The organism is Streptomyces solitudinis (assembly GCF_036323765.1).
Lineage (GTDB): Bacteria > Actinomycetota > Actinomycetes > Streptomycetales > Streptomycetaceae > Streptomyces.
Map to the genome: position 1 here is coordinate 530570 of NZ_JAZDCW010000001.1, position 22443 is coordinate 553012.

21 protein-coding genes are annotated in these 22443 nt (G+C 75.5%); 15 read left to right on the forward strand and 6 right to left on the reverse strand.

Features of this window, described 5'->3' with window-relative positions; genetic code table 11:
* Positions 1 to 202: 202 nt before the first annotated feature.
* The 3 genes from V1J52_RS02140 to V1J52_RS02150 all read right to left on the reverse strand — a co-directional run bounded on the left by V1J52_RS02140 (position 203) and on the right by V1J52_RS02150 (position 4362).
* Positions 203 to 2617 carry a Tex family protein gene (locus V1J52_RS02140; protein ID WP_330137781.1) on the reverse strand — a complete coding sequence of 805 codons (2415 nt, stop codon included), beginning with the start codon at positions 2615 to 2617 and terminating at the stop codon, positions 203 to 205.
* A 70-nt stretch (positions 2618 to 2687) separates the two neighbouring features.
* Positions 2688 to 3551, reverse strand: a complete 864-nt coding sequence (locus V1J52_RS02145; RefSeq protein ID WP_330137782.1) for an SCO6745 family protein — start codon at positions 3549 to 3551, stop codon at positions 2688 to 2690.
* Positions 3552 to 3579: 28 nt separating this feature from the next.
* Positions 3580 to 4362, reverse strand: coding sequence for an enoyl-CoA hydratase/isomerase family protein (locus V1J52_RS02150; RefSeq protein ID WP_330137783.1), 783 nt, complete (start codon positions 4360 to 4362; stop codon positions 3580 to 3582).
* Between the two features lie 152 nt (positions 4363 to 4514).
* Between V1J52_RS02150 and V1J52_RS02155 the strand changes: the two genes are divergently transcribed.
* On the forward strand, positions 4515 to 5168 hold the full coding sequence (locus V1J52_RS02155) for an HdeD family acid-resistance protein (protein ID WP_330137784.1): 654 nt from the start codon (positions 4515 to 4517) through the stop codon (positions 5166 to 5168).
* A gap of 205 nt (positions 5169 to 5373) precedes the next feature.
* Positions 5374 to 5868, forward strand: a complete 495-nt coding sequence (locus V1J52_RS02160; protein WP_443075685.1) for an ATP-binding protein — start codon at positions 5374 to 5376, stop codon at positions 5866 to 5868.
* A gap of 20 nt (positions 5869 to 5888) precedes the next feature.
* Here the strand turns inward: V1J52_RS02160 and idi are convergent, their stop codons facing one another.
* Together idi and V1J52_RS02170 are read right to left on the reverse strand one after the other, a co-directional pair.
* Positions 5889 to 6449 (reverse strand): isopentenyl-diphosphate Delta-isomerase, encoded by a 561-nt coding sequence (gene idi / locus V1J52_RS02165; protein WP_330137785.1) that lies wholly within the window; start codon positions 6447 to 6449, stop codon positions 5889 to 5891.
* A 102-nt stretch (positions 6450 to 6551) separates the two neighbouring features.
* Complete coding sequence (locus V1J52_RS02170; RefSeq protein WP_330137786.1) at positions 6552 to 7475, reverse strand: cation diffusion facilitator family transporter; 924 nt, start codon at positions 7473 to 7475, stop codon at positions 6552 to 6554.
* A gap of 375 nt (positions 7476 to 7850) precedes the next feature.
* Between V1J52_RS02170 and V1J52_RS02175 the strand changes: the two genes are divergently transcribed.
* From V1J52_RS02175 to V1J52_RS02235, 13 genes are all read left to right on the forward strand, one after another.
* Positions 7851 to 9731, forward strand: coding sequence for a DUF5941 domain-containing protein (locus V1J52_RS02175; protein WP_330138100.1), 1881 nt, complete (start codon positions 7851 to 7853; stop codon positions 9729 to 9731).
* Positions 9728 to 10465, forward strand: coding sequence for a phosphocholine cytidylyltransferase family protein (locus tag V1J52_RS02180; protein WP_330137787.1), 738 nt, complete (start codon positions 9728 to 9730; stop codon positions 10463 to 10465). Before V1J52_RS02175 ends, V1J52_RS02180 begins: the two co-directional genes overlap by 4 nt.
* Entirely contained in the window at positions 10453 to 11514 is a 1062-nt protein-coding gene (locus V1J52_RS02185) for an iron-containing alcohol dehydrogenase family protein (protein WP_330137788.1), read from the forward strand. Before V1J52_RS02180 ends, V1J52_RS02185 begins: the two co-directional genes overlap by 13 nt.
* The gene (locus V1J52_RS02190) at positions 11492 to 12274 is read left to right on the forward strand and encodes a CDP-alcohol phosphatidyltransferase family protein (protein ID WP_330137789.1); all 783 of its coding nucleotides are present in this window, start codon (positions 11492 to 11494) and stop codon (positions 12272 to 12274) included. The genes V1J52_RS02185 and V1J52_RS02190 overlap by 23 nt, the downstream gene beginning before the upstream one ends.
* A gap of 38 nt (positions 12275 to 12312) precedes the next feature.
* Positions 12313 to 13167 (forward strand): glycosyltransferase family 2 protein, encoded by an 855-nt coding sequence (locus V1J52_RS02195; RefSeq protein ID WP_443075708.1) that lies wholly within the window; start codon positions 12313 to 12315, stop codon positions 13165 to 13167.
* Positions 13168 to 13263: 96 nt separating this feature from the next.
* Positions 13264 to 14175 carry an ABC transporter permease gene (locus tag V1J52_RS02200; protein WP_443075686.1) on the forward strand — a complete coding sequence of 304 codons (912 nt, stop codon included), beginning with the start codon at positions 13264 to 13266 and terminating at the stop codon, positions 14173 to 14175.
* Positions 14162 to 14968 (forward strand): ABC transporter ATP-binding protein, encoded by an 807-nt coding sequence (locus V1J52_RS02205; RefSeq protein ID WP_330137792.1) that lies wholly within the window; start codon positions 14162 to 14164, stop codon positions 14966 to 14968. Before V1J52_RS02200 ends, V1J52_RS02205 begins: the two co-directional genes overlap by 14 nt.
* A 149-nt stretch (positions 14969 to 15117) precedes the next feature.
* Positions 15118 to 16164, forward strand: coding sequence for a squalene synthase HpnC (gene hpnC / locus V1J52_RS02210; protein ID WP_330137793.1), 1047 nt, complete (start codon positions 15118 to 15120; stop codon positions 16162 to 16164).
* Positions 16161 to 17168: a presqualene diphosphate synthase HpnD gene (gene hpnD / locus V1J52_RS02215; protein ID WP_330137794.1), complete on the forward strand. Its 1008-nt coding sequence runs from the start codon at positions 16161 to 16163 to the stop codon at positions 17166 to 17168. The genes hpnC and hpnD overlap by 4 nt, the downstream gene beginning before the upstream one ends.
* On the forward strand, positions 17165 to 18574 hold the full coding sequence (gene hpnE, locus V1J52_RS02220) for a hydroxysqualene dehydroxylase HpnE (RefSeq protein ID WP_330137795.1): 1410 nt from the start codon (positions 17165 to 17167) through the stop codon (positions 18572 to 18574). Before hpnD ends, hpnE begins: the two co-directional genes overlap by 4 nt.
* Before the next feature lie 9 nt (positions 18575 to 18583).
* Positions 18584 to 19666 carry a polyprenyl synthetase family protein gene (locus V1J52_RS02225; protein WP_443075687.1) on the forward strand — a complete coding sequence of 361 codons (1083 nt, stop codon included), beginning with the start codon at positions 18584 to 18586 and terminating at the stop codon, positions 19664 to 19666.
* 208 nt (positions 19667 to 19874) lie between these two features.
* Positions 19875 to 20036: a hypothetical protein gene (locus tag V1J52_RS02230; RefSeq protein ID WP_330137796.1), complete on the forward strand. Its 162-nt coding sequence runs from the start codon at positions 19875 to 19877 to the stop codon at positions 20034 to 20036.
* The gene (locus tag V1J52_RS02235) at positions 20026 to 21540 is read left to right on the forward strand and encodes a glycosyltransferase (RefSeq protein ID WP_330137797.1); all 1515 of its coding nucleotides are present in this window, start codon (positions 20026 to 20028) and stop codon (positions 21538 to 21540) included. Before V1J52_RS02230 ends, V1J52_RS02235 begins: the two co-directional genes overlap by 11 nt.
* On the opposite strand, the gene V1J52_RS02240 is transcribed toward V1J52_RS02235, so the two are convergent.
* Entirely contained in the window at positions 21537 to 22349 is an 813-nt protein-coding gene (locus V1J52_RS02240; RefSeq protein ID WP_443075688.1) for a tyrosine-protein phosphatase, read from the reverse strand. The genes V1J52_RS02235 and V1J52_RS02240 overlap by 4 nt on opposite strands.
* Positions 22350 to 22443: the final 94 nt, after the last annotated feature.

A 22443-nucleotide genomic window follows, 5' to 3' on the forward strand; every position in this document is an offset into this window, starting at 1 on the left:
GACCTCAGACGAGCAACGGCCTCTCCTATCGACGGCAACAGAGCCGCCACCGACCCTAGGGCCGGGAAAGGGGTGCGGCAAGCCGTTTACGGCCGGGCCGCGGTGTGCCGCACCGCCGCCATGGCCGGCACCACGGCACACCGCACCGTCCCGCCGCGGAACGCGCCGCGGCGGGACGGGGGCTGCGGCGCCCGCGCCCGGCTCAGCGGCGCTTGCGGCCGCCGTCCAGCAGGCCCGCGCGGCGCAGGGCGTCCGCCATGGCGCCGTCCGCCGCCGGCTCCTGCCGCCGCTGCCCGCCGCCGGACCCCGGCCGCTGCCCGCCGCGCCGGGCCTCGCGCTGGCCGCCGCCCGCGCCTCCCGCGCCGCCGCGCCGCTCGCCCTCGCGGCGGTGCGGGACGCGCTTGCCGGAACCGTCGGCGCCCGGCTCGTCGTCCAGCCGCAGGGTGAGCGAGATGCGCTTGCGCGGCGCGTCCACCTCCAGCACCTTCACCCGGACGATGTCGCCGGGCTTGGCCACCTCGCGCGGGTCCCGCACGAACGTCCTCGACATCGCGGAGACGTGCACCAGGCCGTCCTGGTGCACGCCGACGTCCACGAACGCGCCGAAGGCCGCGACGTTGGTGACCACGCCCTCCAGCACCATGCCGGGCACCAGGTCGCCGAGCTTCTCCACGCCCTCCCTGAACGCCGCCGTGCGGAACGCCGGACGCGGGTCGCGGCCCGGCTTCTCCAGCTCGCGCAGGATGTCGGTGACCGTCGGCAGCCCGAAGGTGTCGTCCACGAAGTCGGCCGGACGCAGGGACCGCAGCGCGGCCGTGTTGCCGATGAGGGAGGCGACGTCCGTCCCGCCGGCGGAGGCCATGCCGCGCACGACCGGGTACGCCTCCGGGTGCACGCTGGAGGCGTCCAGCGGGTCCGCGCCGTCGCGGACCCGCAGGAAGCCCGCGCACTGCTCGAACGCCTTCGGGCCGAGCCTGCTGACGGACTTCAGCGCCGTGCGGCTGCGGAACGGGCCGTGGGCGTCCCGGTGGGCGACGATGTTCTCCGCCAGCGTGCCCCCGATGCCCGACACCCGGGACAGCAGGGGGGCGGAGGCGGTGTTGACGTCCACGCCCACACCGTTGACGCAGTCCTCCACCACCGCGTCCAGCGACCGGGACAGCTTCACCTCCGAGAGGTCGTGCTGGTACTGGCCGACACCGATCGACCTCGGGTCGATCTTGACCAGTTCGGCCAGCGGGTCCTGGAGCCGCCGCGCGATGGAGACCGCGCCGCGCAGCGACACGTCCAGCTGCGGCAGCTCCTGGGAGGCGAACGCGGAGGCCGAGTACACCGAGGCGCCCGCCTCGGAGACCGTCACCTTCGTCAGGCCCAGCTCCGGCTCCCTGGCCAGCAGCTCCCCGGCGAGCTTGTCCGTCTCGCGGGAGGCCGTGCCGTTGCCGATGGCGATCAGCTCCACGCCGTGCGCGCGGGCCAGCCGGGCGAGTGTGCCCAGCGCCTCGTCCCAGCGCCGCTGCGGGGCGTGCGGGTAGACCGTCTCCGTGGCCGCGACCTTGCCGGTGGCGTCCACGACGGCGACCTTGACGCCCGTCCGCAGCCCCGGGTCAAGACCCATGGTGGTTCGGCTCCCGGCCGGGGCGGCCAGCAGCAGGTCGCGCAGGTTGGCCGCGAAGACGCCGACCGCGTCGTCCTCGGCGGCCTGCCGCAGCCGGGTGCGCAGGTCGATGCCGAGGTGCACCAGGACGCGGGTGCGCCAGGCCCAGCGGACGGTGTCGGCCAGCCAGCCGTCGGCCGGGCGGCCCCGGTGGGTGATGCGGAACCGGGCGGCGATGGCCCGCTCGTAGGGGGTGGGGCCCTCCTGGCCGGTGTCCGCGTCCTCGGCGCCGTGCGGCTCCAGCGTGAGTTCGAGGACCTCCTCCTTCTCACCGCGCAGCAGGGCCAGGACGCGGTGCGAGGGGAGCCGGGTGAACGGTTCGGCGAAGTCGAAGTAGTCGGCGAACTTCGCGCCCTGCTCCTCGCGGCCCTCCCGCACCCGGGAGACCAGCCGTCCGTGCCGCCACATCCGCTCGCGCAGTTCGCCGATCAGGTCGGCGTCCTCGGAGAAGCGCTCGGTGAGGATCGCCCGGGCACCCTCCAGCGCCGCCGCCGCGTCGGCCACGCCCCGGCCGGCGTCGACGAAGGCGGCCGCGGCGGCGGACGGCTCCACCGACGGGTCGGCCAGCAGGCCGTCCGCCAGCGGTTCGAGGCCGGCCTCGCGGGCGATCTGGGCCTTGGTGCGGCGCTTGGGCTTGTAGGGGAGGTAGATGTCCTCCAGGCGTGCCTTGGAGTCGGCGGCCCTGATGCGGGCCTCCAGGCCGGCGTCGAGCTTGCCCTGCCCCCGCACCGACTCCAGGACCGCCGTCCGGCGCTCCTCCAGCTCCCGCAGGTAGCGCAGCCGCTCCTCCAGCGTGCGCAGTTGCGCGTCGTCCAGCGCGCCGGTGGCCTCCTTGCGGTAGCGGGCGACGAACGGCACGGTCGAGCCGCCGTCGAGCAGGTCGACGGCGGCCTTGACCTGGCGCTCTCCTACACCGAGCTCCTCGGCGATCCTGGCTTCGATGGAAACGGTCGTTGCGGTCACGCCCCGCATTGTGGCAGGCGCCGCCGACGGTGCGGCCCAGACCCGGCCGGGGCCGGGCCGGGGACGCGGGTCAGCTCTTGCCGAAGAGGTCGGCGGGGAAGGCGCCCGCCTCCAGCGCCGCCGTGGTGAAGGCGGTGCCCAGCTCCGTCAGCCGGGCCACGCCCTCGGGACCCAGGTGCGCGTACGGGGCCTGGTCGAGGCGGTCCGTCTCGGCCTCGATCCCGCGGCGCAGCTCAAGCCCCGCGTCGCTGAGGCCGCCGTCGGCGTCCAGGAGCCCGCGGTCGCGCAGCCGCTGCCGGGCCGCCTCCCACTGCTCCCCGGTGTAGCCGCGGGTGCGCATGACCCACTCCGGGCTCATGCCCCGGCCGCTGGCGGTGTGGCTGGCCTGGGCGTCGAGCCCGGTCAGCCCGGCGGCGGTCAGCACCATGAGGTGCCCGTCGCCGCGGTGCTCGCGCAGCAGCGTGGCCGCGTGCCACAGCGCCAGGTGCGGCTGCTCGGGGACGGGCAGGTCGGCGTGGGCGGCGTAGAGCGGACGTGCGCCGCGCTCGCACGCCTCGGTGGCCCGCAGCGCCAGCTCGGCCGCCTCGGCCATCTCCTTGGAGGCGACGGCCTCCTCGCCCAGCAGCCGCCGCAGGGTGGCGTCGGCCGCCCGCAGCCGGGCGTCCAGCACCTGCCGCGGCGTGACCGTCTCCCACACCGCCGGCAGGTGCCGGGCGATGAGGTCGTAGGAGAAGGTGTAGAACGTCGCGGCCACGGTGCCGGGCCCCACCGCGCCGAAGGCCGCCGCCCGGGTGGCGAAGTAGACGGCCCGGTCGTCGGTGACGCCCAGGTCCGCCAGGGCCGCCGCCGTGTCGGGGGAGAAGTAGACGGTCGAGTGGAGGGGGTTGATGACGTTGTGGCAGCGCCGGCCGGCGCGCTCGTCGGGTTGCGTCATGCCGGTAACGTACTAGGCGGTCGCTTAGTTACCCAGGGGGCGTCCGTGCCCGGGGGTGCGCTCCCGGCTCCAGCCAGGCGAAGCGGGGCGGACGGCGCTCCAGGAACGCGGCCACCCCCTCGGCCGCCTCGCCGCTCCCGTCGGCCTGGGCCCGCCAGTGTGCCACCCGGTCCGCCGTCGCCCGTCCGTCGGCGAACTCCTTGGCGGCCGCCTGCGTGAGCTGCGAGCGCTCGGTCAGTGTGCGGGTGAACGCCGCCACCCGCGCGTCCAGCCCGGGGCCCGGCAGGACCTCGTCCACCAGTCCGGTGCGCAGCGCACGCGCGGAGTCGATCAGCTCCGCGGAGAACAGCAGGTGCTTGGCCGTCGCCGGACCGACCAGCGCGACGAGCCGCCGCGTGGAGGAGGCGGCGTAGACGATGCCGAGCCGGGCCGGGGTGATGCCGAAGGACGCGTCCCGCGCGGCGAACCGCAGGTCGCAGGCGACGGCCAGCTGGCAGCCGCCGCCCACGCAGTAGCCGCGCACCACGGCCAGCGTGGGGCGGGGGAAGGCGGCGAGCGCCTCCTCGGCGGCCACGGCCAGGGCCTGCGGCGCGGTGTTCTCCCGCAGGCTGGCGATGTCGGCGCCCGCGCAGAAGGTGTCCCCCGCGCCGGTCAGCACCAGCGCGCGGACGCTCCGGTCGGCGGCCAGCCGGTCGAGCAGGAGCGGCAGCTCCCGCCACATGGCCGCCGTCATGGCGTTGCGCTTGGCGGGATGGTGCAGCCGCACGGTGGCGACGCCGCCCTCCACCGCGCAGAGCAGACCTGACTCCATGGGGCGTGATGCTATCGCCCCGCCGCCGGAGGTCCCGCGCCCGCCCGGCTCCGCGCCCGCCCCGGCGGTGCGGCACGGCCCGGGCCGCCGGATGGGCGTGTGCGGACGGCGCGGGGACGGTAGCGGCGCCAGGCTGGGGGCAGGAGGTACCCATGGCACGCACATCCCGCCCGTCCCGTTCCCCGCAGGCCCCGGGAGCCGCCCGGCTCAGCCGGGCCTTCGGCCGGCTCACCGTGCTCGGCGCCGTCCTCGTCGTCGCGGGCGTGACCGGGCTCGTCTACGTCGGCGTCGCGACGATCACCTCCGTGCTGCTCTTCGGCTGGCTGCTGCTGACCGGCGGCGCCGTCGCGCTGGTGCACGCGGTGCTGTCGCGCAGGTCCAGCTACTTCTGGCTCGGCCTCATCGTCGGCGCGCTCTACCTCGCGGCGGGTGCCGTGGTCCTGCGCCATCCGGAGGCGACCGCCGAGGGGCTCACCCTCTTCGCCGCGCTGCTCTTCCTCACGGGCGGGGTGTTCCGGCTGGTCGGCGGCCTCGTCGCGCGGGGGCAGCAGATGATCTGGACGGTGGTGCAGGGCGCCTTCGGGCTGGTGCTCGGTGTGCTGGTGCTCATCGAGTGGCCGCAGAGCACCCTGTACGTGCTCGGCTCGTTCTTCTCCCTGGCGCTGCTCTTCGACGGGCTCGGCCTGCTGGCCACCGGCGTGGGCGGACGGCAGCTCGTCGGCCAGCTCGCCGGGGAGGACGGGAACGCGCCCGGGAAGGCTTCGGGCGAGGCCGCGGAAGGCCCGCAGAACCCGTCAGGGAGCTGACGCGTCCGGGCGGGAACGGTCGCCGCCGGCCCGGAAGCCGGCCAGTTCCGGTCACGCCGCCACCCGGCGGCCGACGCGGCCCGATACTCGTCAGCGAGGTGACCGTACCCCGCCGTGGCGCCAGAGGGACGCCGCGCCGGGCACCTGTGGCGAAGCGGTACGCGGCGGTGAGGACGGCACCGCGTGCCGCGCGGGCTGGCGGGAGATGAGACGGGTGCCGGAGACGACGGACAGCAGCGGCAGAGCCCCGGGGCGGCCGCCCCTGGGGGGCGCGGTGGCCTACGAGGGCGTCTGGCGGTTCGCCGCCCCGGCCGTGGACTCCTCGGTGCCCCGGGCGCGGCACGCCGTGCGGGACCTGATCAGGCGGCAGCGCGCCCCCGTCCCTGACGCGCTGCTGGACACGCTGCTCCTGGTCGTCTCGGAGCTGGCCACCAACGCGGTGCGGCACGCGGCGCTGCTCACCCCGCAGTTCGGCGTGGAGGTCGCGCTCGCTCCCGGGTGGGTGCGGGTGGGGGTCGAGGACGGCCACCCCTACCGCCCCCGGGCGCTCGCGGCCGATCCCGCCCGCGAGTACGTCGGCGGCCGCGGGCTGCTGCTGGTCAGGGCGTGCGTGGCCGAGGCGGGCGGCGTCTGCGACGTGGAGCGGACGGCGGCGGGCGGCAAGGTCGTCTGGGCCGCGCTGCCGCTGCCCCTGCGGTAGGACGGGCGGCGGCGGCCCGCTCACCAGCCGCCCGCGCCTTTGGTGACCGCTCGGATGCCGGGCCGGGCGGCGTCCAGGACGGTCAGGAACCACGCCGAGAACGTGTCGCGGGCGTGCCGCCCGCGCAGCTCGTCCGGCGTGACGTAGGCGGTCTCGGCGATCTCCTGCGGGTCCGGGCGCAGCGGGGTGCGCGCCATCCCGGCGAAGAGGTGGTTGTACTCCTGCTCCACCAGGCCGGAGGCCGGGTCGGGGTGGTGGTAGGTGACCGTCCCGGCCTCGGCCAGGACGGCCGGGGCGATCCCCAGCTCCTCGCCGATCCGGCGCGTGGCGGCGGCGAACGGAGCCTCGCCCGGGTACGGGTGGCCGCAGCAGCTGTTGGACCACACGCCGGGGGAGTGGTACTTGCCGAGCGCCCGGCGCTGGAGCAGCAGCCGCCCCTCGTCGTCGAAGAGGAAGACGGAGAAGGCGCGGTGCAGCCTCCCCGGCGCCTGGTGGGCGGAAAGCTTCTCCGCGGTGCCGATCGTCGTCCCGTGTTCGTCGACCAGTTCCAGCATGATCGGGCCCGCGGTGGTGTTCGTCATGGTGATCCTTCTATCGGACGTACATGATCAGTGTGCCGTATCGCCTGGTCTGTCGCCCGATCCGGTGGTCCTGCCCGGCCCCGCCCGCAAAGGCCGTGGGCCTCAGTGGCAGAGCCGCGCCTCGTGCTCCGCGTGCCCGTGCGGCTCCAGCTGGAAGGTGCAGTGCTCCACGTCGAAGTGCCGGCCCAGGCAGCGCTGGAGGTCGTGCAGGACGCGCTCGTGCCCGACCGCGTCGAGCACGTCCCGGCACACCACCACGTGCACCGACAGCACCGGCATGCCCGAGGTGATCGTCCACACGTGCAGGTCGTGCAGGCCCTCCACACCGTCCACGGACAGGATGTGCGCGCGCACCTCGTCGAGGTCCACGTGCCGGGGCGCCGCCTCCAGCAGCACGTCCAGGGCCTCCCTGGCGAGCTTGACCGTGCGCGGCACGATCATCAGCGCGATCACCAGCGAGGCGACCACGTCGGCCCGCGTCCACCCGGTGACCATGATCACCACCGCCGAGGCCACCACCGCGAGCGAGCCGAGGGCGTCGGCCAGCACCTCCAGGAAGGCGCCGCGCACGTTGAGGCTCTCCTTCTGGCCGCGCATGAGCAGCGCCAGCGACAGGCAGTTGAGGGCGAGCCCCACCAGGCCGATGACCAGCGTCGGCCCGCCGGGTACGTCGGCGGGCTCGCGCAGCCGCTGTACCGCCTCGACGAGGATGTAGCCGCCGACGCCGAGCAGCAGCAGGCAGTTGAAGAGGGCGGCGAGGATCTCCACCCGCGCGAGCCCGAAGGTGCGGCGCCCGGCCGCCGGGCGGGCGGCCAGGTGGATGGCGGCGAGCGCGACCGCGATGCCGGTGGCGTCCGTCGCGACGTGCCCCGCGTCGGCGAGCAGCGCCAGCGACCCCGTCGCCCACGCACCCGCGACCTGCACCAGCAGCAGCACGACGGCGATGCCCAGGGCGGCCGACAGCCTGCCCCGGTGGGCCGCGGAGGCGGTGCCCGGCGCCCCTCCGTGGTTGTGCCCCGCACCCATGCGCTGTGCCTCCCGCGGTGTCGTCCTCGCCCCGGCCGGGCGGCCGGGACGCTCACGCTGCCCCAGTGAACTACGGGGAGGGGGTATGCGCAACGCGGCACTGAACACCGTTGTCATGTGCCCTGACCTGCGGGTTTGCCGTGCAGGTCAGCCGCCTCCCGGTGCGGTGCGCAAGGACGGCGGCCGCGCCGGACACACGTGCGCCGCGCAACCCGCCTGCCGTGAACATGTGGTGAACAGGGGCTTCCGCGCATCCGATAGCCTTCGGCGAGGCGCCGGAGCCCCACGGACGGGCGACGGCGTACCCCCGGGTGCCACGCCGCGCTTCAGCGGCCCGCGCACCGGGGCCTGACCGCTGCCAAGGAGTGAGTTCGTCTGTCGACCGCCATCCTCACCGGACCGCCGCCCGCCGGTTCGCCGCTGGAGGGCGACCTGCGGTCGCTCGGCTTCACCGTCCGGGTCGCCGGCGACGCCGCCGGCCTCGTGGCCGCGCTGGAGGACGTCCCGGCGGCGGAGCGGGTGGCCGTGGTCGACCACCGCTTCACCGGCCACCGCCACAGCCTGCGCCTGGCCCTGACCGACCCGCGCTTCCCGCTCGCCGCCACCACCGGAGCCGTCACCGCGCAGCCCGCCGCCCGCCCGGCGCTGGTCCGCGCGCTGCGGGACGTGCCCCGGCCGGGGGCGGACGACGCGCCGCTGCCGGACGCCGCCGCCGGTGCGCTGGAGGGGGCGGGCGCCGCCGTGCACCGCCCGGAGCTGGGCGTCCTCGTCGCCGCCGTGCCCGCCGACGAGGCCGCGCGCGCGGCCGCCCGGGCGCGGGCCGGCGCCGTGGACGACGAGGCGGTACGGCTGCGCGGCGCGGTCAAGTCCCGCGACGGCTTCTTCACCACCTTCCTCGTCAGCCCCTACTCCCGCTACCTCGCCCGCTGGTGCGCGCGGCGCGGGCTGACCCCCAACCAGGTCACCACCGCCTCGCTGGTCACCGCCCTGGTGGCCGCCGGGTGCGCCGCCACCGGCACCCGGGGCGGCTTCGCCGCCGCCGGGTTGCTGCTCATCGCCTCCTTCGTACTCGACTGCACCGACGGCCAGCTCGCCCGCTACGCCCTGCGCTACTCGACGCTCGGCGCCTGGCTGGACGCCACCTTCGACCGGGCCAAGGAGTACGCCTACTACGCGGGTCTGGCGCTCGGGGCCGCACGCGGCGGGGACGACGTGTGGGCCCTCGCGCTGGGCGCGATGGTCCTCCAGACCGCCCGGCACGTCGTCGACTTCTCCTTCAACGAGGGCGACCACTACGAGCGCCGCGACCCCGGCGGTGCCCCGCACGGCGCCGAAGGCCCCACCGGTCCGGACGCCGCCGCGGCCGGGGAGGTCCCGGCCGGGGCCACCAGCCCCACCGCCGCCCTGTCCGGGCGCCTGGACCGGGTCGGCTGGACGGTCTGGGCCCGGCGCATGATCGTGCTGCCGATCGGCGAACGCTGGGCCCTGATCGCCGTCCTCACCGCGCTCACCACGCCCCGCACCACCCTCACCGTGCTGATCGCCGGCTGCGCCCTGGCCGCCTGCTACACCACGGCCGGCCGCGTGCTGCGCTCGGCCGCCCGCCGCCGCGCGCGGCGCACCGCCCCCGCCGCCCGCGCGCTGGCGGACCTCGCCGACACCGGGCCGCTGGCCGCCGTGGCCGCCCGCGCCGCGCGCGGGGCACGGCCGCTGCCCGCGCCCGTCCTCGCCGCGCTGGGCGCCGCGGCCGTCACCGGCACCGCCCTGTGGACGCCGGCGGGCAGCCCCCTGCCGGTGCTCGCCGCGCTCGGATACGCCCTCCTTTCCGGGCTGGCCGTCGCCCGGCCGCTCACCGGCCCGCTGGACTGGCTCGTGCCGCCGCTGCTGCGCACCGCCGAGTACGGCACGGTCCTCGTGCTGGCCGCCCGCGCGACCGCCGACGGGGTGAACGGGGCGTTGCCCGCGGCTTTCGGGCTGGTGGCGGCGGTCGCCTACCATCACTACGACACCGTCTACCGCATCCGCGGCGGCACGGGTGCGCCACCCCGGGCGCTGGGGTGGGCCCTCGCGGGCCACGAAGGGCGGACGCTGCTCGTCACCGCCGCCGCCGCGCTCTGGGCGGGTGGCGCCTCCTTCACCATCGCGCTCGCGGCCCTCGCCGGGGCCGTGGCGCTCGTGGCGCTCGCCGAGAGCGTCCGCTTCTGGGCGTCCGCCGCGGCACCCGCTGTACACGACGAAACAGGAGTACCCGCATGATCGGTCTCGTGCTGGCCGCAGGCGCCGGACGGCGTCTGCGCCCCTACACCGACACGCTCCCCAAGGCCCTCGTCCCCGTGGACGGCGAGACCACCGTCCTGGACCTCACCCTCGGCAACTTCGCCGAGGTCGGCCTCACCGAGGCGGCGATCGTGGTCGGGTACCGCAAGGAGGCCGTGTACGCCCGCAAGGAGGAACTGGAGCGCCGCTACGGCCTCACGCTGACGCTCATCGACAACGACCGGGCCGAGGAGTGGAACAACGCCTACTCCCTGTGGTGCGCCCGCGAGGTCATCAAACGCGGCGTGATCCTGGCCAACGGCGACACCGTGCACCCCGTCTCCGTCGAGAAGACGCTGCTGGCCGCGCGCGGCCGGGGCAGGCGGATCATCCTGGCCCTGGACACCGTCAAGCAGCTCGCCGACGAGGAGATGAAGGTCGTCACCGGCCCGGAGGGCGGCCTGCGCAGGATCACCAAGCTCATGGACCCGGCCGAGGCCACCGGCGAGTACATCGGCGTCACCCTCATCGAGGGCGAGGCGGCCGGTGAGCTGGCCGACGCGCTGCGGACCACCTGGGAACGCGACCCGGACCTGTACTACGAGGACGGCTACCAGGAGCTGGCCGACCGCGGCTTCACCATCGACGCCGAGCCCATCGGCGACCTGGCGTGGGTCGAGATCGACAACCACGACGACCTCGCCAAGGGCCGGGAGATCGCGTGCCAGTACTGACCCGGCTCATCCCCTCGCCGGTCGTCGTGGACATCCGGCGCGGGGCGCTGGCCGACCTCGCCGAGGTCCTCGCCGACGAACGCATCTCCGCCTCCGGCAAGCTGGCCGTCGCCATCAGCGCCGGCTCCGGCGCGGCCCTGCGCGCCCGGCTGGCCCCCGCGCTGCCCGGGGCGAGCTGGTACGAGGTCGGCGGCGGCACCCTCGACGAGGCGGTGAAGCTGGCTGACGCGATGAAGTCCGGCCACTACGACGCCGTCGTGGGCCTGGGCGGCGGAAAGATCATCGACTGTGCCAAGTTCGCCGCGGCCCGCATCGGACTGCCGCTGGTCGCGGTCGCCACCAACCTCTCGCACGACGGGCTGTGCTCGCCCGTCGCCACCCTCGACAACGACGCGGGCCGCGGCTCCTACGGCGTGCCCAACCCGATCGCCGTCGTCATCGACCTCGACGTCGTCCGGCAGGCGCCGCCCCGCTTCGTGCGCTCCGGCGTCGGCGACGCGATCTCCAACATCTCCGCCGTCGCGGACTGGGAGCTGTCCCACCGCGAGACCGGCGAGAAGATCGACGGGCTGGCCGCCGCCATGGCCCGGCAGGCGGGCGAGGCCGTGCTGCGCCACCCCGGCGGTGTGGAGGACGACGGCTTCCTGACCGTGCTCGCCGAAGGGCTCGTCCTCACCGGCATCTCCATGTCGGTGGCCGGTGACAGCCGTCCCGCGTCCGGCGCCTGCCACGAGATCAACCACGCCTTCGACCTGCTCTACCCGCAGCGCGCCGCGAGCCACGGCGAGCAGTGCGGCCTGGGCGCCGCCTTCGCCATGCATCTGCGCGGCGCGAGAGGGGAAGCCGGGCTCATGGCCGAGGTTTTGCGGCGGCACAGCCTGCCCGTGCTGCCCGGGGACATCGGCTTCAGGGTCGAGGAGTTCGTCCGGGCCGTGGAGTTCGCTCCGCAGACGCGTCCGGGCCGCTACACCATCCTCGAACACCTCGACCTGTCCACCGACCAGATCAGGGACTGTTACGCCGACTATGTCAAAGCCATCGGTAGCTGAACTCCGGCCGGTCGTCCACCCCGAAGGGGTCAAGGACCGGCGCAGCGGCGAGCACTGGGCCGGGCGCCTGTACATGCGCGAGGTCTCCCTGCGCTGCGACCGCCACCTCGTCGGCACGAGGATCACGCCCAACCAGCTCACCTACCTCATGGTGCTCGCGGGTGTGCTCGCCGGGGCGGCGCTGCTCGTGCCCGGCCTCACCGGAGCCCTGCTCGGCGCCCTCCTCGTCCAGCTCTACCTGCTGCTGGACTGCGTGGACGGCGAGATCGCCCGCTGGCGCGGCCAGACGTCCGTCACCGGCGTCTACCTCGACCGCGTCGGCCACTACCTCGCCGAGGCCGCGCTGCTCACCGGCTTCGGCCTGCGGGCGGCCGACCTGTTCGCCGCCGACGGCGAGGCGGACTGGATGTGGGCGTTCCTCGGAGCTGTCGCCGCGCTCGGCGCCATCCTCATCAAGGCCGAGACCGACCTGGTGGACGTCGCACGGGCCCGCAGCGGCCTCAGCGCCGTGCGCGACGAGGCGGCCGTGCCGCGCTCCTCGGGTCTGGCCTTCGCCCGGCGGGCGGCGGCGGCCCTGAAGTTCCACCGGCTGGTCGGCGGTGTCGAGGCGTCGCTGTTCGTCCTGCTGGTCGCCGTCGCCGACCTGGTGGCGGGCGGGCTGTTCTACACCCGGCTCGGCGTCGCCGTCCTGGCCGCCATCGCGGTGGTGCAGACGCTGCTGCACCTGGTCTCCGTCCTCGCCTCCAGCAGGCTGCGGTGAGCGGCGCGCCCTTCCGCCTCGGGGCGGTCGTCCTCACCATGGGCAACCGCCCCGAGGAGCTGCGCGCGCTGCTGGAGAGCGTCGCCGCGCAGGACGGGGAGCCCGTCGCCGTCGTCGTCGTCGGCAACGGCGCGCCCCTGCCGGAGCTGCCGGCCCTGCCCGGCGGGCTGCGCACCGTCGAGCTGCCGGAGAACCTGGGCATCCCCGGCGGGCGCAACGCGGGTGTCGAGGCGTTCGGGTCCGGCGGGCGGGACGTGGACGCGGTGCTGTTCCTGGACGACGACGGCTGCCTGCCGCGCTCCGACACCGCCGAGCTGTGCCGCCGCGCCTTCACCGCCGACGCGGAACTGGGCATCGTCAGTTTCCGCATCGCCGACCCGCAGACGGGGCTGACCCAGCGCCGGCACGTGCCGCGGCTGCGGGCCGCCGACCCGATGCGCTCCTCCCGCGTCACCACCTTCCTCGGCGGCGCCTGCGCGGTGCGCACGGCGGTCCTCCGGCAGGTCGGCGGCCTGCCGGAGGACTTCTTCTACGCGCACGAGGAGACCGACCTCGCCTGGCGGGCGCTGGACGCGGGCTGGGCCATCGACTACCGCGCCGACCTCGTCCTGCACCACCCGACGACGCTGCCCAGCCGCCATGCCGTCTACCACCGCATGGTGGCCCGCAACCGGGTCTGGCTGGCCCGCAGGCTGCTGCCCGTGCCGCTGATCCCGGTCTACCTCGGGGTGTGGGTGCTGCTCACCCTCGCCCGGCGCCCCTCGAAGGCGGCGCTGCGGGCGTGGCTGGGCGGTTTCCGCGAGGGCTGGAGCACACCGTGCGGTCCCCGCAGGCCCCTGCGCTGGCGTACGGTGTGGCGCATGACCCGGCTGGGCCGACCTCCTGTCATCTGACCGGGCCGGGTCTGAGAACATCAGCACCCGAGCTCCTGCACACAAGAGGACGTAAGTTTCACCGTGAGCGAGTCAGCGCACGATCGTGCGGTCGCCGTGAACGCGCCACCCTCCCCCGACGACGGGCTGTCCCCGGCCGAGCTGGCGGCCAGGTACGGCCTCACCGTCAGCGGCGCGCGGCCCTCGCTGCCGCAGTACATCCGGCAGCTGTGGGCCAGGCGGCACTTCATCGGAGCCTTCTCCCGGGCCAAGCTCCAGGCCCAGTACAGCCGGGCGAAGCTGGGCCAGCTGTGGCAGGTGGCCACGCCCCTGCTGAACGCCGGGGTCTACTTCGTGATCTTCGGCGTCATCCTCGATGCCAGGGGGGAGGTGCCCGGCGGCGACCACAACTACGTGCCGTTCCTGGTGATCGGTGTGTTCGTGTTCACCTTCACCCAGCAGTCCGTGCTGGCGGGCGTGCGGTCCATCTCCGGCAACCTGGGCCTGGTGAGGGCGCTGCACTTCCCGCGCGCCTCCCTGCCCGTCTCCTTCGCGCTCCAGCAGCTCCAGCAGCTGCTGTACTCGATGATCGTGCTGCTGGTGGTGCTGCTGGCCTTCGGCCAGTACCCCTCCTGGCCCTGGCTGCTCATCGTCCCGGCCCTGGTGCTCCAGCTCCTCTTCAACGCCGGGCTGGCCCTGATCATGGCCCGGCTCGGCAGCTCCACCCCGGACCTGGCCCAGCTGATGCCGTTCGTGCTGCGCACGTGGATGTACGCCTCCGGCGTGATGTTCCCGCTGCACCCGATGCTGACGGGCAACGCGAACCTCCCGGCGTGGGCGGCCGACCTCGTGGCGGCCAACCCGGCGGCGGTGTACATGGACCTCATGCGCTTCGCGCTGATCGACGACTACACTCCCGGCGACATCGCGCCCTACCCCTGGCTGCTCGCCCTCGGCTGGGCGCTGCTGGCCGGGGTCGCGGGCTTCGTCTACTTCTGGAAGGCCGAGGAGCGGTATGGCCGTGGCTGAACCGACGAGCATGGCGAAACCGGCCGCGGCGGCGGGCCGGGTGCCCACCGTCATCGCCGACGACGTGCACATCGTCTACCGGGTGTACGGCGGGAGCCAGGGCCGGGGGAGCGCCACGGCCGCGCTCAACCGCATCCTGCGCCGCTCGCCCGGCGGCCGGGTGCGCGAGGTGCACGCGGTCAGGGGCGTGAGCTTCACCGCCTACCGGGGCGAGGCGATCGGCCTGATCGGCACCAACGGCTCGGGCAAGTCCACCCTGCTGCGGGCGATCGCGGGCCTGCTCCCGGCCGAGCGCGGCAAGGTGTACACCGACGGCCAGCCCTCGCTGCTCGGCGTCAACGCGGCCCTGCTCAACGACCTGACCGGTGAGCGCAACGTCGTGCTCGGCGGACTGGCGATGGGCATGTCGCGGGCGGAGATCCGCGAGCGCTACCAGGACATCGTCGACTTCTCCGGCATCAACGAGAAGGGCGACTTCATCACGCTGCCCATGCGCACCTACTCCTCGGGCATGTCGGCGCGCCTGCGGTTCGCCATCGCGGCGGCCAAGCGGCACGACGTGCTCATGATCGACGAGGCGCTGGCCACGGGTGACAAGAGCTTCCGGCGCCGTTCCGAGGAGCGCATCCGCGAGCTGCGCGGGGACGCCGGGACGGTGTTCCTGGTGAGCCACAACAACAAGACCATCCGGGACACCTGCGACCGGGTGCTGTGGCTGGAGAAGGGCGAGCTGCGGATGGACGGCCCGACGGAGGACGTCATGCGCGCCTACGAGGAGTTCACCAGCAAGTAACGCCCGCCCGGCCCGGCCGGAACCGGTGGCCCCCGCTGCGGCGGGGGCTTTCGCGTGTGGCGGGCGGGGCGGTAGGGGACGTCCGGGACACGGGTCGTAAGGTGACCGGAGTCCGTACATCAGTACGGCGTGTCCGATATGACGATTTAATGCTTATCAAGGTAGAAACGGATCGTGACGGCTATGACGGGCGGACCGCGGTGACGGCCGGGCCCGCGGCGACCCCCGGGTCCGCGGCCACCGGCCCGGCGGCTGCGGACCCGCAGCCGTCCGGCGCGCAGGCGGCCGACCCCGTGGCCGCCGTGCTCGGCAAGGCCGCGCGGGAGAACTTCCCCGTGGCCCCGCGCTTCCTGCCCGCCGCCTGGCGGGACGGCCTCATGGCCGTCTACGGCTACGCCCGCCTCGTGGACGACGCCGGGGACGGCGACCTCGCCCCCGGCGGCGGCGACGCCCGCCTGCTGGGCGTGGAGCCCGGCCGCGCCGGGGACCGGCTCGCCCTGCTGGACGCCCTGGAGGCCGACGTCCACCGCGCGTTCGCCGCGGCCGGGGACGACGCGGCCGGGCCGCCGCGCCACCCGCTGCTGCGCGCCCTGGTGCCGGTCGTCCGCCGCCACCGGCTGACGCCCGCGCCGTTCCTCGACCTGCTGGCCGCCAACCGGCTCGACCAGCGCGTGCACCGGTACGCCACCTGGGCGGACCTGGAGGGGTACTGCGCGCTGTCCGCCAACCCGGTCGGCCGCCTCGTCCTCGCGGTGACCGGCACGACGACCCCCGGGCGGGTGCGCCGCTCCGACGCCGTCTGCACGGCGCTCCAGATCGTCGAACACCTCCAGGACGTCGCGGAGGACCGGGCGCGGGGCCGGATCTACCTCCCGGCCGAGTACCTGGAGCGGTTCGGCGTGCGCGAACGCGACCTCGCCGCCCCGGTGGCGGGCGCGGGGCTGCGCACGGCCGTCGCCACCATGGCGGAACGTTCCGCCACCCTGCTGGACGAAGGCGTCCCGCTGACCGCGAGCGTCTCCGGACGGCTGCGGCTGCTGCTCGCCGCCTTCACCGGCGGCGGCCGCGCGGCCCTGCGCGCGCTGGCCGCCGCCCGCTACGACGTGCTGGCCGGCCCGCCCAGGGCCGGCCGGCCCACCCTGCTGCGCGAGACGACCGCGGTCCTGACGGCCGCCCGGCGAGGAAACCTGCGATGAACCCCGTGACCACCCAGGGCGGCGCGACGGCGGGCACCGGCGGGACGAGCCGCCCCGCCCCGGGCGTGCCCGGCGTGCCCCCGCCCGTCCTGGCCGCCTACGGCTACTGCGAGACCGTCACCGGGCAGCAGGCCCGCAACTTCGCCCACGGCATCCGGCTGCTGCCCGCGCCCAAGCGGCGTGCCATGTCCGCGCTGTACGCCCTCGCCCGCCGGGTGGACGACATCGGCGACGGCGAGCTGGACGCCGCCACGAAGACGGCACGCCTGGCCGCCACCCGCGCCCTGGTGGCCCGCGTGCGCGCGGGTGAGGTCGCCGAGGACGACACCGACCCGGTGGCCGTCGCCCTGGCCGACACCGCCCGGCGCTACCCCGTCCCGCTGGACGCGCTCGACGAACTCCTCGACGGTGTCCTCATGGACGTGCGCGGCCGGACCTACCGGACCTGGGAGGAGCTGCGGGACTACTGCCGGTGCGTGGCCGGGGCCGTCGGCCGCCTCTCGCTCGGCGTCTTCGGGACGGTGCCCGGCGTACCGGACGCCGCGCGCGCTCCGGAGTACGCCAACACCCTCGGCCTCGCGCTCCAGCTCACCAACATCCTGCGCGACCTGCGCGAGGACGCCGAGGAGGGCCGCAGCTACCTGCCGCGCGAGGACCTCACCGCCTTCGGCTGCCCCGACGGGCGGCACGCCTTCCGGGAGCAGGAACCGCCCGCCGGTGCCGACCTGGCGGGCCTGGTGCACTACCAGGTGCAGCGCGCCCGGCGGCTGTTCGCCGACGGCTACCGGCTGCTGCCGATGCTGGACTGCCGCTCCGGCGCCTGCGTCGCCGCGATGGCCGGCATCTACCACGCGCTGCTGGAGCGCATCGCCGCCGACCCGGGCGCGGTGCTGCGCACCCGCGTCACCGTCCCCGGGCACCGCAAGGCGCTCGTCGCCGTCCGCGGGCTGACCGGCCTGGAGACCCGCGCGGTCCGGCGCGACCAGCGCCGGGGCCGCCGGTGACCGCCGGGCGCCGCGCGGTGGTGGTCGGCGGCGGCCTCGCGGGGGTCACCGCCGCCCTGCGCCTGGCCGACGCGGGCGTGCGCACCACCCTCCTGGAGTCCCGTCCCCGGCTCGGCGGCCTCGCCTTCTCCTTCCCCCGCAGCTCACCGGTGGGCGAGCTGTCCGTCGACAACGGGCAGCACGTCTACCTGCGCTGCTGCACCGCCTACCGGTGGTTCCTCGGCCGGATCGGCGGGGAGGCGCTCGCACCGCTCCAGCGGCGCCTGGACATCCCCGTCCTGGACGCCGCCACCGGCCGTGCGGGACGGCTGCGCCGCCACGCCGCGCCCGTGCCGCTGCACCTGGCCGCCGCGCTGGCCACCTACCCCCACCTGTCACCGCGGGAGAGGCTCGCGGCCGCCCGCGCCGCCCTCGCGCTGCGCACCCTGGACCCGGCCGACCCCGCGCTGGACGGCGCCGACTTCGCCGGCTGGCTGCGCCGCCACGGCCAGTCCCCGCGCAGCGTGGCCGCGCTGTGGGACCTCGTCGGGGTGGCCACGCTCAACGCCCGCGCCGAGGACGTGTCGCTCGCGCTGGCCGCCAAGGTGTTCCGCACCGGCCTGCTCAGCGCCCCCGGCGCCGCCGACATCGGCTGGGCCCGGGTCCCGCTGGGGCGGCTGCACGACACCCTGGCCCGCCGCGCCCTGGAACGTGCCGGGGTCACCGTGCGCACGGCGGTCCGGGTGCGCGCGCTGCACCGGCTCCCCGACGGCGGCTGGCGCGTCGGGACGGCGCGCGGCGAGGCCCCCGGGGCGGCCGGCACCGTGGTGCTGGCCGTCCCGCAGGACCAGGCCGCGCGGCTGCTGCCCGCGGGCGCCCTGCCCGACCCGGAGCGGCTGGCCCGCATCGGCACGGCGCCCATCGTCAACGTGCACGTCGTCTACGACCGGCCCGTGCTGCGCCGCCCCTTCTTCGCCGCGCTGGGCAGCCCCGTCCAGTGGGTGTTCGACCGCGGCGAGGCCGCCGGGCTCGGCCCCGGCAGCGGGCAGTACCTCGCGCTGTCCCAGTCGGCCGCGCAGCGGGACGTCGAGCGCACGGGCGCCGAGCTGCGCGCGCGCTACCTGCCCGCGCTGGCCGAGCTGCTGCCGGCCGCCCGCGCCGCGCGGGTGCGCGACTTCTTCGTCACCCGGGAACGCGCCGCCACCTTCGCCCCCGCACCGGGCGTGGGACGGCTCAGGCCCGGTGCGCACACCAATGCGCCGGGGGTGTTCCTCGCGGGCGCGTGGTGCGCGACCGGCTGGCCCGCGACCATGGAAGGCGCGGTACGCAGCGGCCAGACCGCTGCGCGTGAGGCACTGGCACGCCTCCGGCAGCCGCACGGCGACACCCCAGGGGAGTCGGCGTCAGTACCACCGCTGAACGCATAAGGAGACCTTGTGAACCCGGTGCAACCGGCTAACGCTGGCATCGACACCGCGGGGGTGACCGCCCTGCTGGAACGCGGCCGCACGCTCGCCCTGCCCGAGCTGCGCACCGTCGTGGCCCGCCTCGCGCCCCCCATGGACACCGTCGCCGCCTACCACTTCGGCTGGATCGACGCCGAGGGCCGGCCCGCCGACGGTGACGGCGGCAAGGCCGTGCGCCCCGCGCTCGCCCTGCTCTCCGCCGAGGCGGCGGGCGCCGCGCCGCAGACGGGCCTGCCCGGCGCCGTGGCGGTGGAGCTGGTGCACAACTTCTCGCTCCTGCACGACGACCTCATGGACGGCGACGAGCAGCGCCGCCACCGGGACACCGTCTGGAAGGTCCACGGTCCCGCCCAGGCCATCCTGGTGGGCGACGCGCTGTTCGCCCTGGCCGGGGAGATACTGCTGGAGCTGGGCACCGCCGACGCCGCCCGTGCCGCGCGCCGCCTCACCGCCGCCACCCGGGCGCTGATCGACGGGCAGGCCCAGGACATCTCCTTCGAGCACCGTGAGCGGGTGGGCGTCGCCGAGTGCCTGGAGATGGAGGGCAACAAGACCGGAGCCCTGCTCGCCTGCGCCTGCTCCATCGGCGCGGTGCTGGGCGGCGCCGACGACACCGCGGCCGACGCCCTGCACGACTACGGCTTCCACCTGGGCCTGGCCTTCCAGGCCGTGGACGACCTGCTGGGCATCTGGGGCGACCCGGAGTCGACCGGCAAGCGGGCGTGGAGCGACCTGCGGCAGCGCAAGAAGTCCCTGCCGGTCGTCGCGGCGCTGGCCGCCGAGGGCCCGGCGGCCCGGCGGCTGGGCGAGCTGATGAAGGCCGACGCGCGGCGCGACCCGTCGGAGCTGGCCGCCTGCCAGGACTTCGACGAGGCCGAGTTCGCCGAGCGGGCCGCGCTCGTGGAGGAGGCCGGGGGCCGGGACTGGACGGCGGGGGAGGCCCGCCGCCAGCACGAGGTCGCCCTCGCCGCGCTGACCCGCGTGGATCTGCCGGCGTCCGTGCGGGACCGCTTCGTCGCGCTCGCCGACTTCGTGGTGGAACGCCGCCGCTGAGCGACGTCCCGCCGGGCCGCCTCCCGCTTCCCGTCCGCGCCGCCGGAGGGGCGGGGCGCGGCCCGGCGCCGTCTCCCGGAGCCCCGAGCGGGGCCGTCCAGCGGACGTGACGCCGTGTCGCGGCGTGTGCGCGCGTGGTCACCACGTCACCGTGCTCTCATCGTACTGATCATCTTGATCGGCTTGTCGTACGACGAAGGGAACGGGTATGTCCTACGGCTCCCTCGCCACCACGGGCACCGGACTGTCCCTGGCCGGCGTGGCCTTCGGCCAGGTGTGGCTGCTGTGCGCCGTCCTCGCCTGCGTCCTGCTGGGCGCGGCCCTGGTCCGCACGGGGTTCCGGCGCGGGAAGGGACCCGGTGACCTCTGAGCGGGCCCGTCCCGGCCCGGCGGCCCCGCCCCGTCCGCGGGCCTCCTTCCTCCCGCTGGGCGGCCGTGCCGCGCTCGCCGCCGTGCCGCTGACCGCGCTCGCCGCGTGGGCCGTGTGGCACCTGCTGCGCCTGTCGGTGTGGCAGGCCGCCGACGGAACGGGACTGACCCTGGTCTGGCTGGCGTCGTTCCTGCTGCTGTGGTGGCTGCCCCTGTGCTGGCTGGAGCGGCCCTTCCGGCTGGCGGACGCCGCGCGGGAACGGGACGTCGAGGCGCTGCGGGTCACCGTGCAGATCCCCGTCTACAACGAGGACCCCGCGGCGCTGCGGGCCTGCTGGGAGTCCGTCCTGGCCCAGAGCCGCCGCGTGCAGCGCGTGCGGGTGGTGGACGACGGCTCCGCCGACCGGGACACCGGAACGCCGCTGCGCTACCCGCGGGAGAAGCGCGACCTGCTGCGGCGGGCCGCCGCGCTCGGCATCGAGGCCACCTGGGAGCGCACCGCCAACCGCGGCAAGCGGTGGGCCCAGATGCGGGTCCTCGCCGAGGACGACGCGGACGTCTTCGTGACCCTCGACAGCGACTCGGTCCTCGACGAGGACGCCGTCCGCGAAGGGCTCAAGCCGTTCGCCGACCCCCGGGTGCAGTCGGTGGGCGGCCTGGTCGTGCCGCTCAACACCCGGGCGAACCATCTGACCCGGATGACCGCGCTGCTGTACCTGCCCTTCACCCGGGGGCTGCGCAGCGCCCAGTCCCTGCTGGGCTCGGTCCTCATCAACTCCGGCACCCTGGCCTTCTACCGCGCGGCGGTCGTGCGCGCCCACGCGGGCGTCTACGAGCGGGAGACCTTCCGCGGCGTGCCGATGCAGATGAACGACGACTCGATGCTGACCTTCTACGCCCGCATGGCGGGCCGCACCGTGCACCAGCCGTCGTCCATCGTCTTCACCCTCGTCCCCGAGCGCCCGCGGCACTACCTCCACCAGCAGCTGCGCTGGATGCGCGGCACCACCGTGCGCCACCTGTGGTGGCTGCGGCACCTGCCGGTGCGCTCCTTCGGCTTCTGGATGCCGGTGGTGGAGTACGCGCACCTCCTGCTCGCCCTGTGCGTGCCGGCGGCCGTCGTGGCCGAACCGGCGCTGCGGACCCAGTGGGGCGCCCTGCTGGCCCACACCCTGCTGCTGGGCTGCGCCGTGAACTACCTGATCAGCCTGCGGCTGTTCTGCGTGCGCCGGTCGGACGAGCCGGTGCGGTACCACGCCGCGCTGTTCCTCCTCGCACCCCTGGCGGGCCTGTGGCGGCTGGCCGTCCTGCGCCCGCTCTACCTCTACGCCATGGCCACCTGCTGGCGCGTGGGCTCCTGGGGCACCCGGAGCACCGTCGAGGTGCGCGCCGTGCCGCGGGCCGCGCCCCGGCCGTCCGCGGCGGGGCAGAGCCTGCCGGCCCCGGCCCGTGAGCAGCGCTCCCCGGACGGCTCGTGCGGACTCGTGCCGGGGCAGCCCGGCTAGTCCAGCAGGCGGTCGCGCAGGCGCTCCCGGGCGGCGTCGGTGAGCCCCAGGCCCTCGCGCAGGTAGGTGTCCACGTCACCCCACTGCGCGGCGATCGTGGCGTAGGCGGTGGCGAGGTAGGCGGGCCGGGCGTCGAACAGCGGGGCGAGCAGCTCGCGCACCTCGGCGTCCACGCGCCGCCGCTGCTCCTCGCGCCGGTCGTGCTCGCCCCGGTGCACCCGGTAGCGGCGGTGCGGCTCGTTCGACAGCAGGTAGTCCGCCTCGATGGCCTCCCGCTCCACGCCCAGCGCCAGCAGCGTCACCGCGATCGACAGGCCCGCGCGGTCCTTGCCGGCCGCGCAGTGCATCAGCACGGGCACGCTGCCCTCGGCCAGCTCGTGCAGCACCCGGCCGTGCTCGGCGGTGCGCTGCCTGATGATGGCCTCGTACGCCTCCTGCATCCGGGCCACGCCGCGCCCGCCGGACAGCTCCTCGCGCAGCTCGGCCACCTGGCCGTCGCGCACCATCTGCCAGAACTCCGCGCCCTCGGCCGGGTCGCTCAGCGGCAGGTTCACGTTGCGCACCCCGGGCAGCGACACGTCGGGGCCCTCCAGCGCCTGGTCGGCGGCGTTGCGGAAGTCGAAGACGGTGTGCAGCCCGAGGGAGGCGAGGAACGCGGTGTCCTCCTCGGTGGCGTGGGCCAGGTGGCCGCTGCGGAACAGCACGCCCTGGCGCACCCGGCGTCCGTCCTCCGTGGGCAGCCCGCCGACGTCACGGAAGTTGCGCACACCGGCCAGGACGGGCTCAAGGGCTTCTGACGTCACGAGCACTCCTCACGCGAACAGACGACCGACGCCCCGACGATACGGCACCCGGTTACCGGCCGGTCAGACCGGTGCGGGCCCCTGCTCGCGGACGTGCGCC

Excerpts from the sequence above, each read along its gene's own strand:
- V1J52_RS02145 (WP_330137782.1), bottom strand. The coding sequence starts at position 3,551 with ATGACGCAACCCGACGAGCGCGCCGGCCGGCGCTGCCACAACGTCATC.
- V1J52_RS02230 (WP_330137796.1), top strand. The coding sequence starts at position 19,875 with ATGTCCTACGGCTCCCTCGCCACCACGGGCACCGGACTGTCCCTGGCC.
- V1J52_RS02170 (WP_330137786.1), bottom strand. The coding sequence starts at position 7,475 with ATGGGTGCGGGGCACAACCACGGAGGGGCGCCGGGCACCGCCTCCGCG.
- V1J52_RS02160 (WP_443075685.1), top strand. The coding sequence starts at position 5,374 with ATGAGACGGGTGCCGGAGACGACGGACAGCAGCGGCAGAGCCCCGGGG.
- idi (WP_330137785.1), bottom strand. The coding sequence starts at position 6,449 with ATGACGAACACCACCGCGGGCCCGATCATGCTGGAACTGGTCGACGAA.
- V1J52_RS02150 (WP_330137783.1), bottom strand. The coding sequence starts at position 4,362 with ATGGAGTCAGGTCTGCTCTGCGCGGTGGAGGGCGGCGTCGCCACCGTG.
- V1J52_RS02195 (WP_443075708.1), top strand. The coding sequence starts at position 12,313 with ATGGGCAACCGCCCCGAGGAGCTGCGCGCGCTGCTGGAGAGCGTCGCC.
- V1J52_RS02190 (WP_330137789.1), top strand. The coding sequence starts at position 11,492 with ATGTCAAAGCCATCGGTAGCTGAACTCCGGCCGGTCGTCCACCCCGAA.
- V1J52_RS02180 (WP_330137787.1), top strand. The coding sequence starts at position 9,728 with ATGATCGGTCTCGTGCTGGCCGCAGGCGCCGGACGGCGTCTGCGCCCC.
- hpnD (WP_330137794.1), top strand. The coding sequence starts at position 16,161 with ATGAACCCCGTGACCACCCAGGGCGGCGCGACGGCGGGCACCGGCGGG.
- V1J52_RS02205 (WP_330137792.1), top strand. The coding sequence starts at position 14,162 with ATGGCCGTGGCTGAACCGACGAGCATGGCGAAACCGGCCGCGGCGGCG.
- hpnC (WP_330137793.1), top strand. The coding sequence starts at position 15,118 with ATGCTTATCAAGGTAGAAACGGATCGTGACGGCTATGACGGGCGGACC.
- V1J52_RS02155 (WP_330137784.1), top strand. The coding sequence starts at position 4,515 with ATGGCACGCACATCCCGCCCGTCCCGTTCCCCGCAGGCCCCGGGAGCC.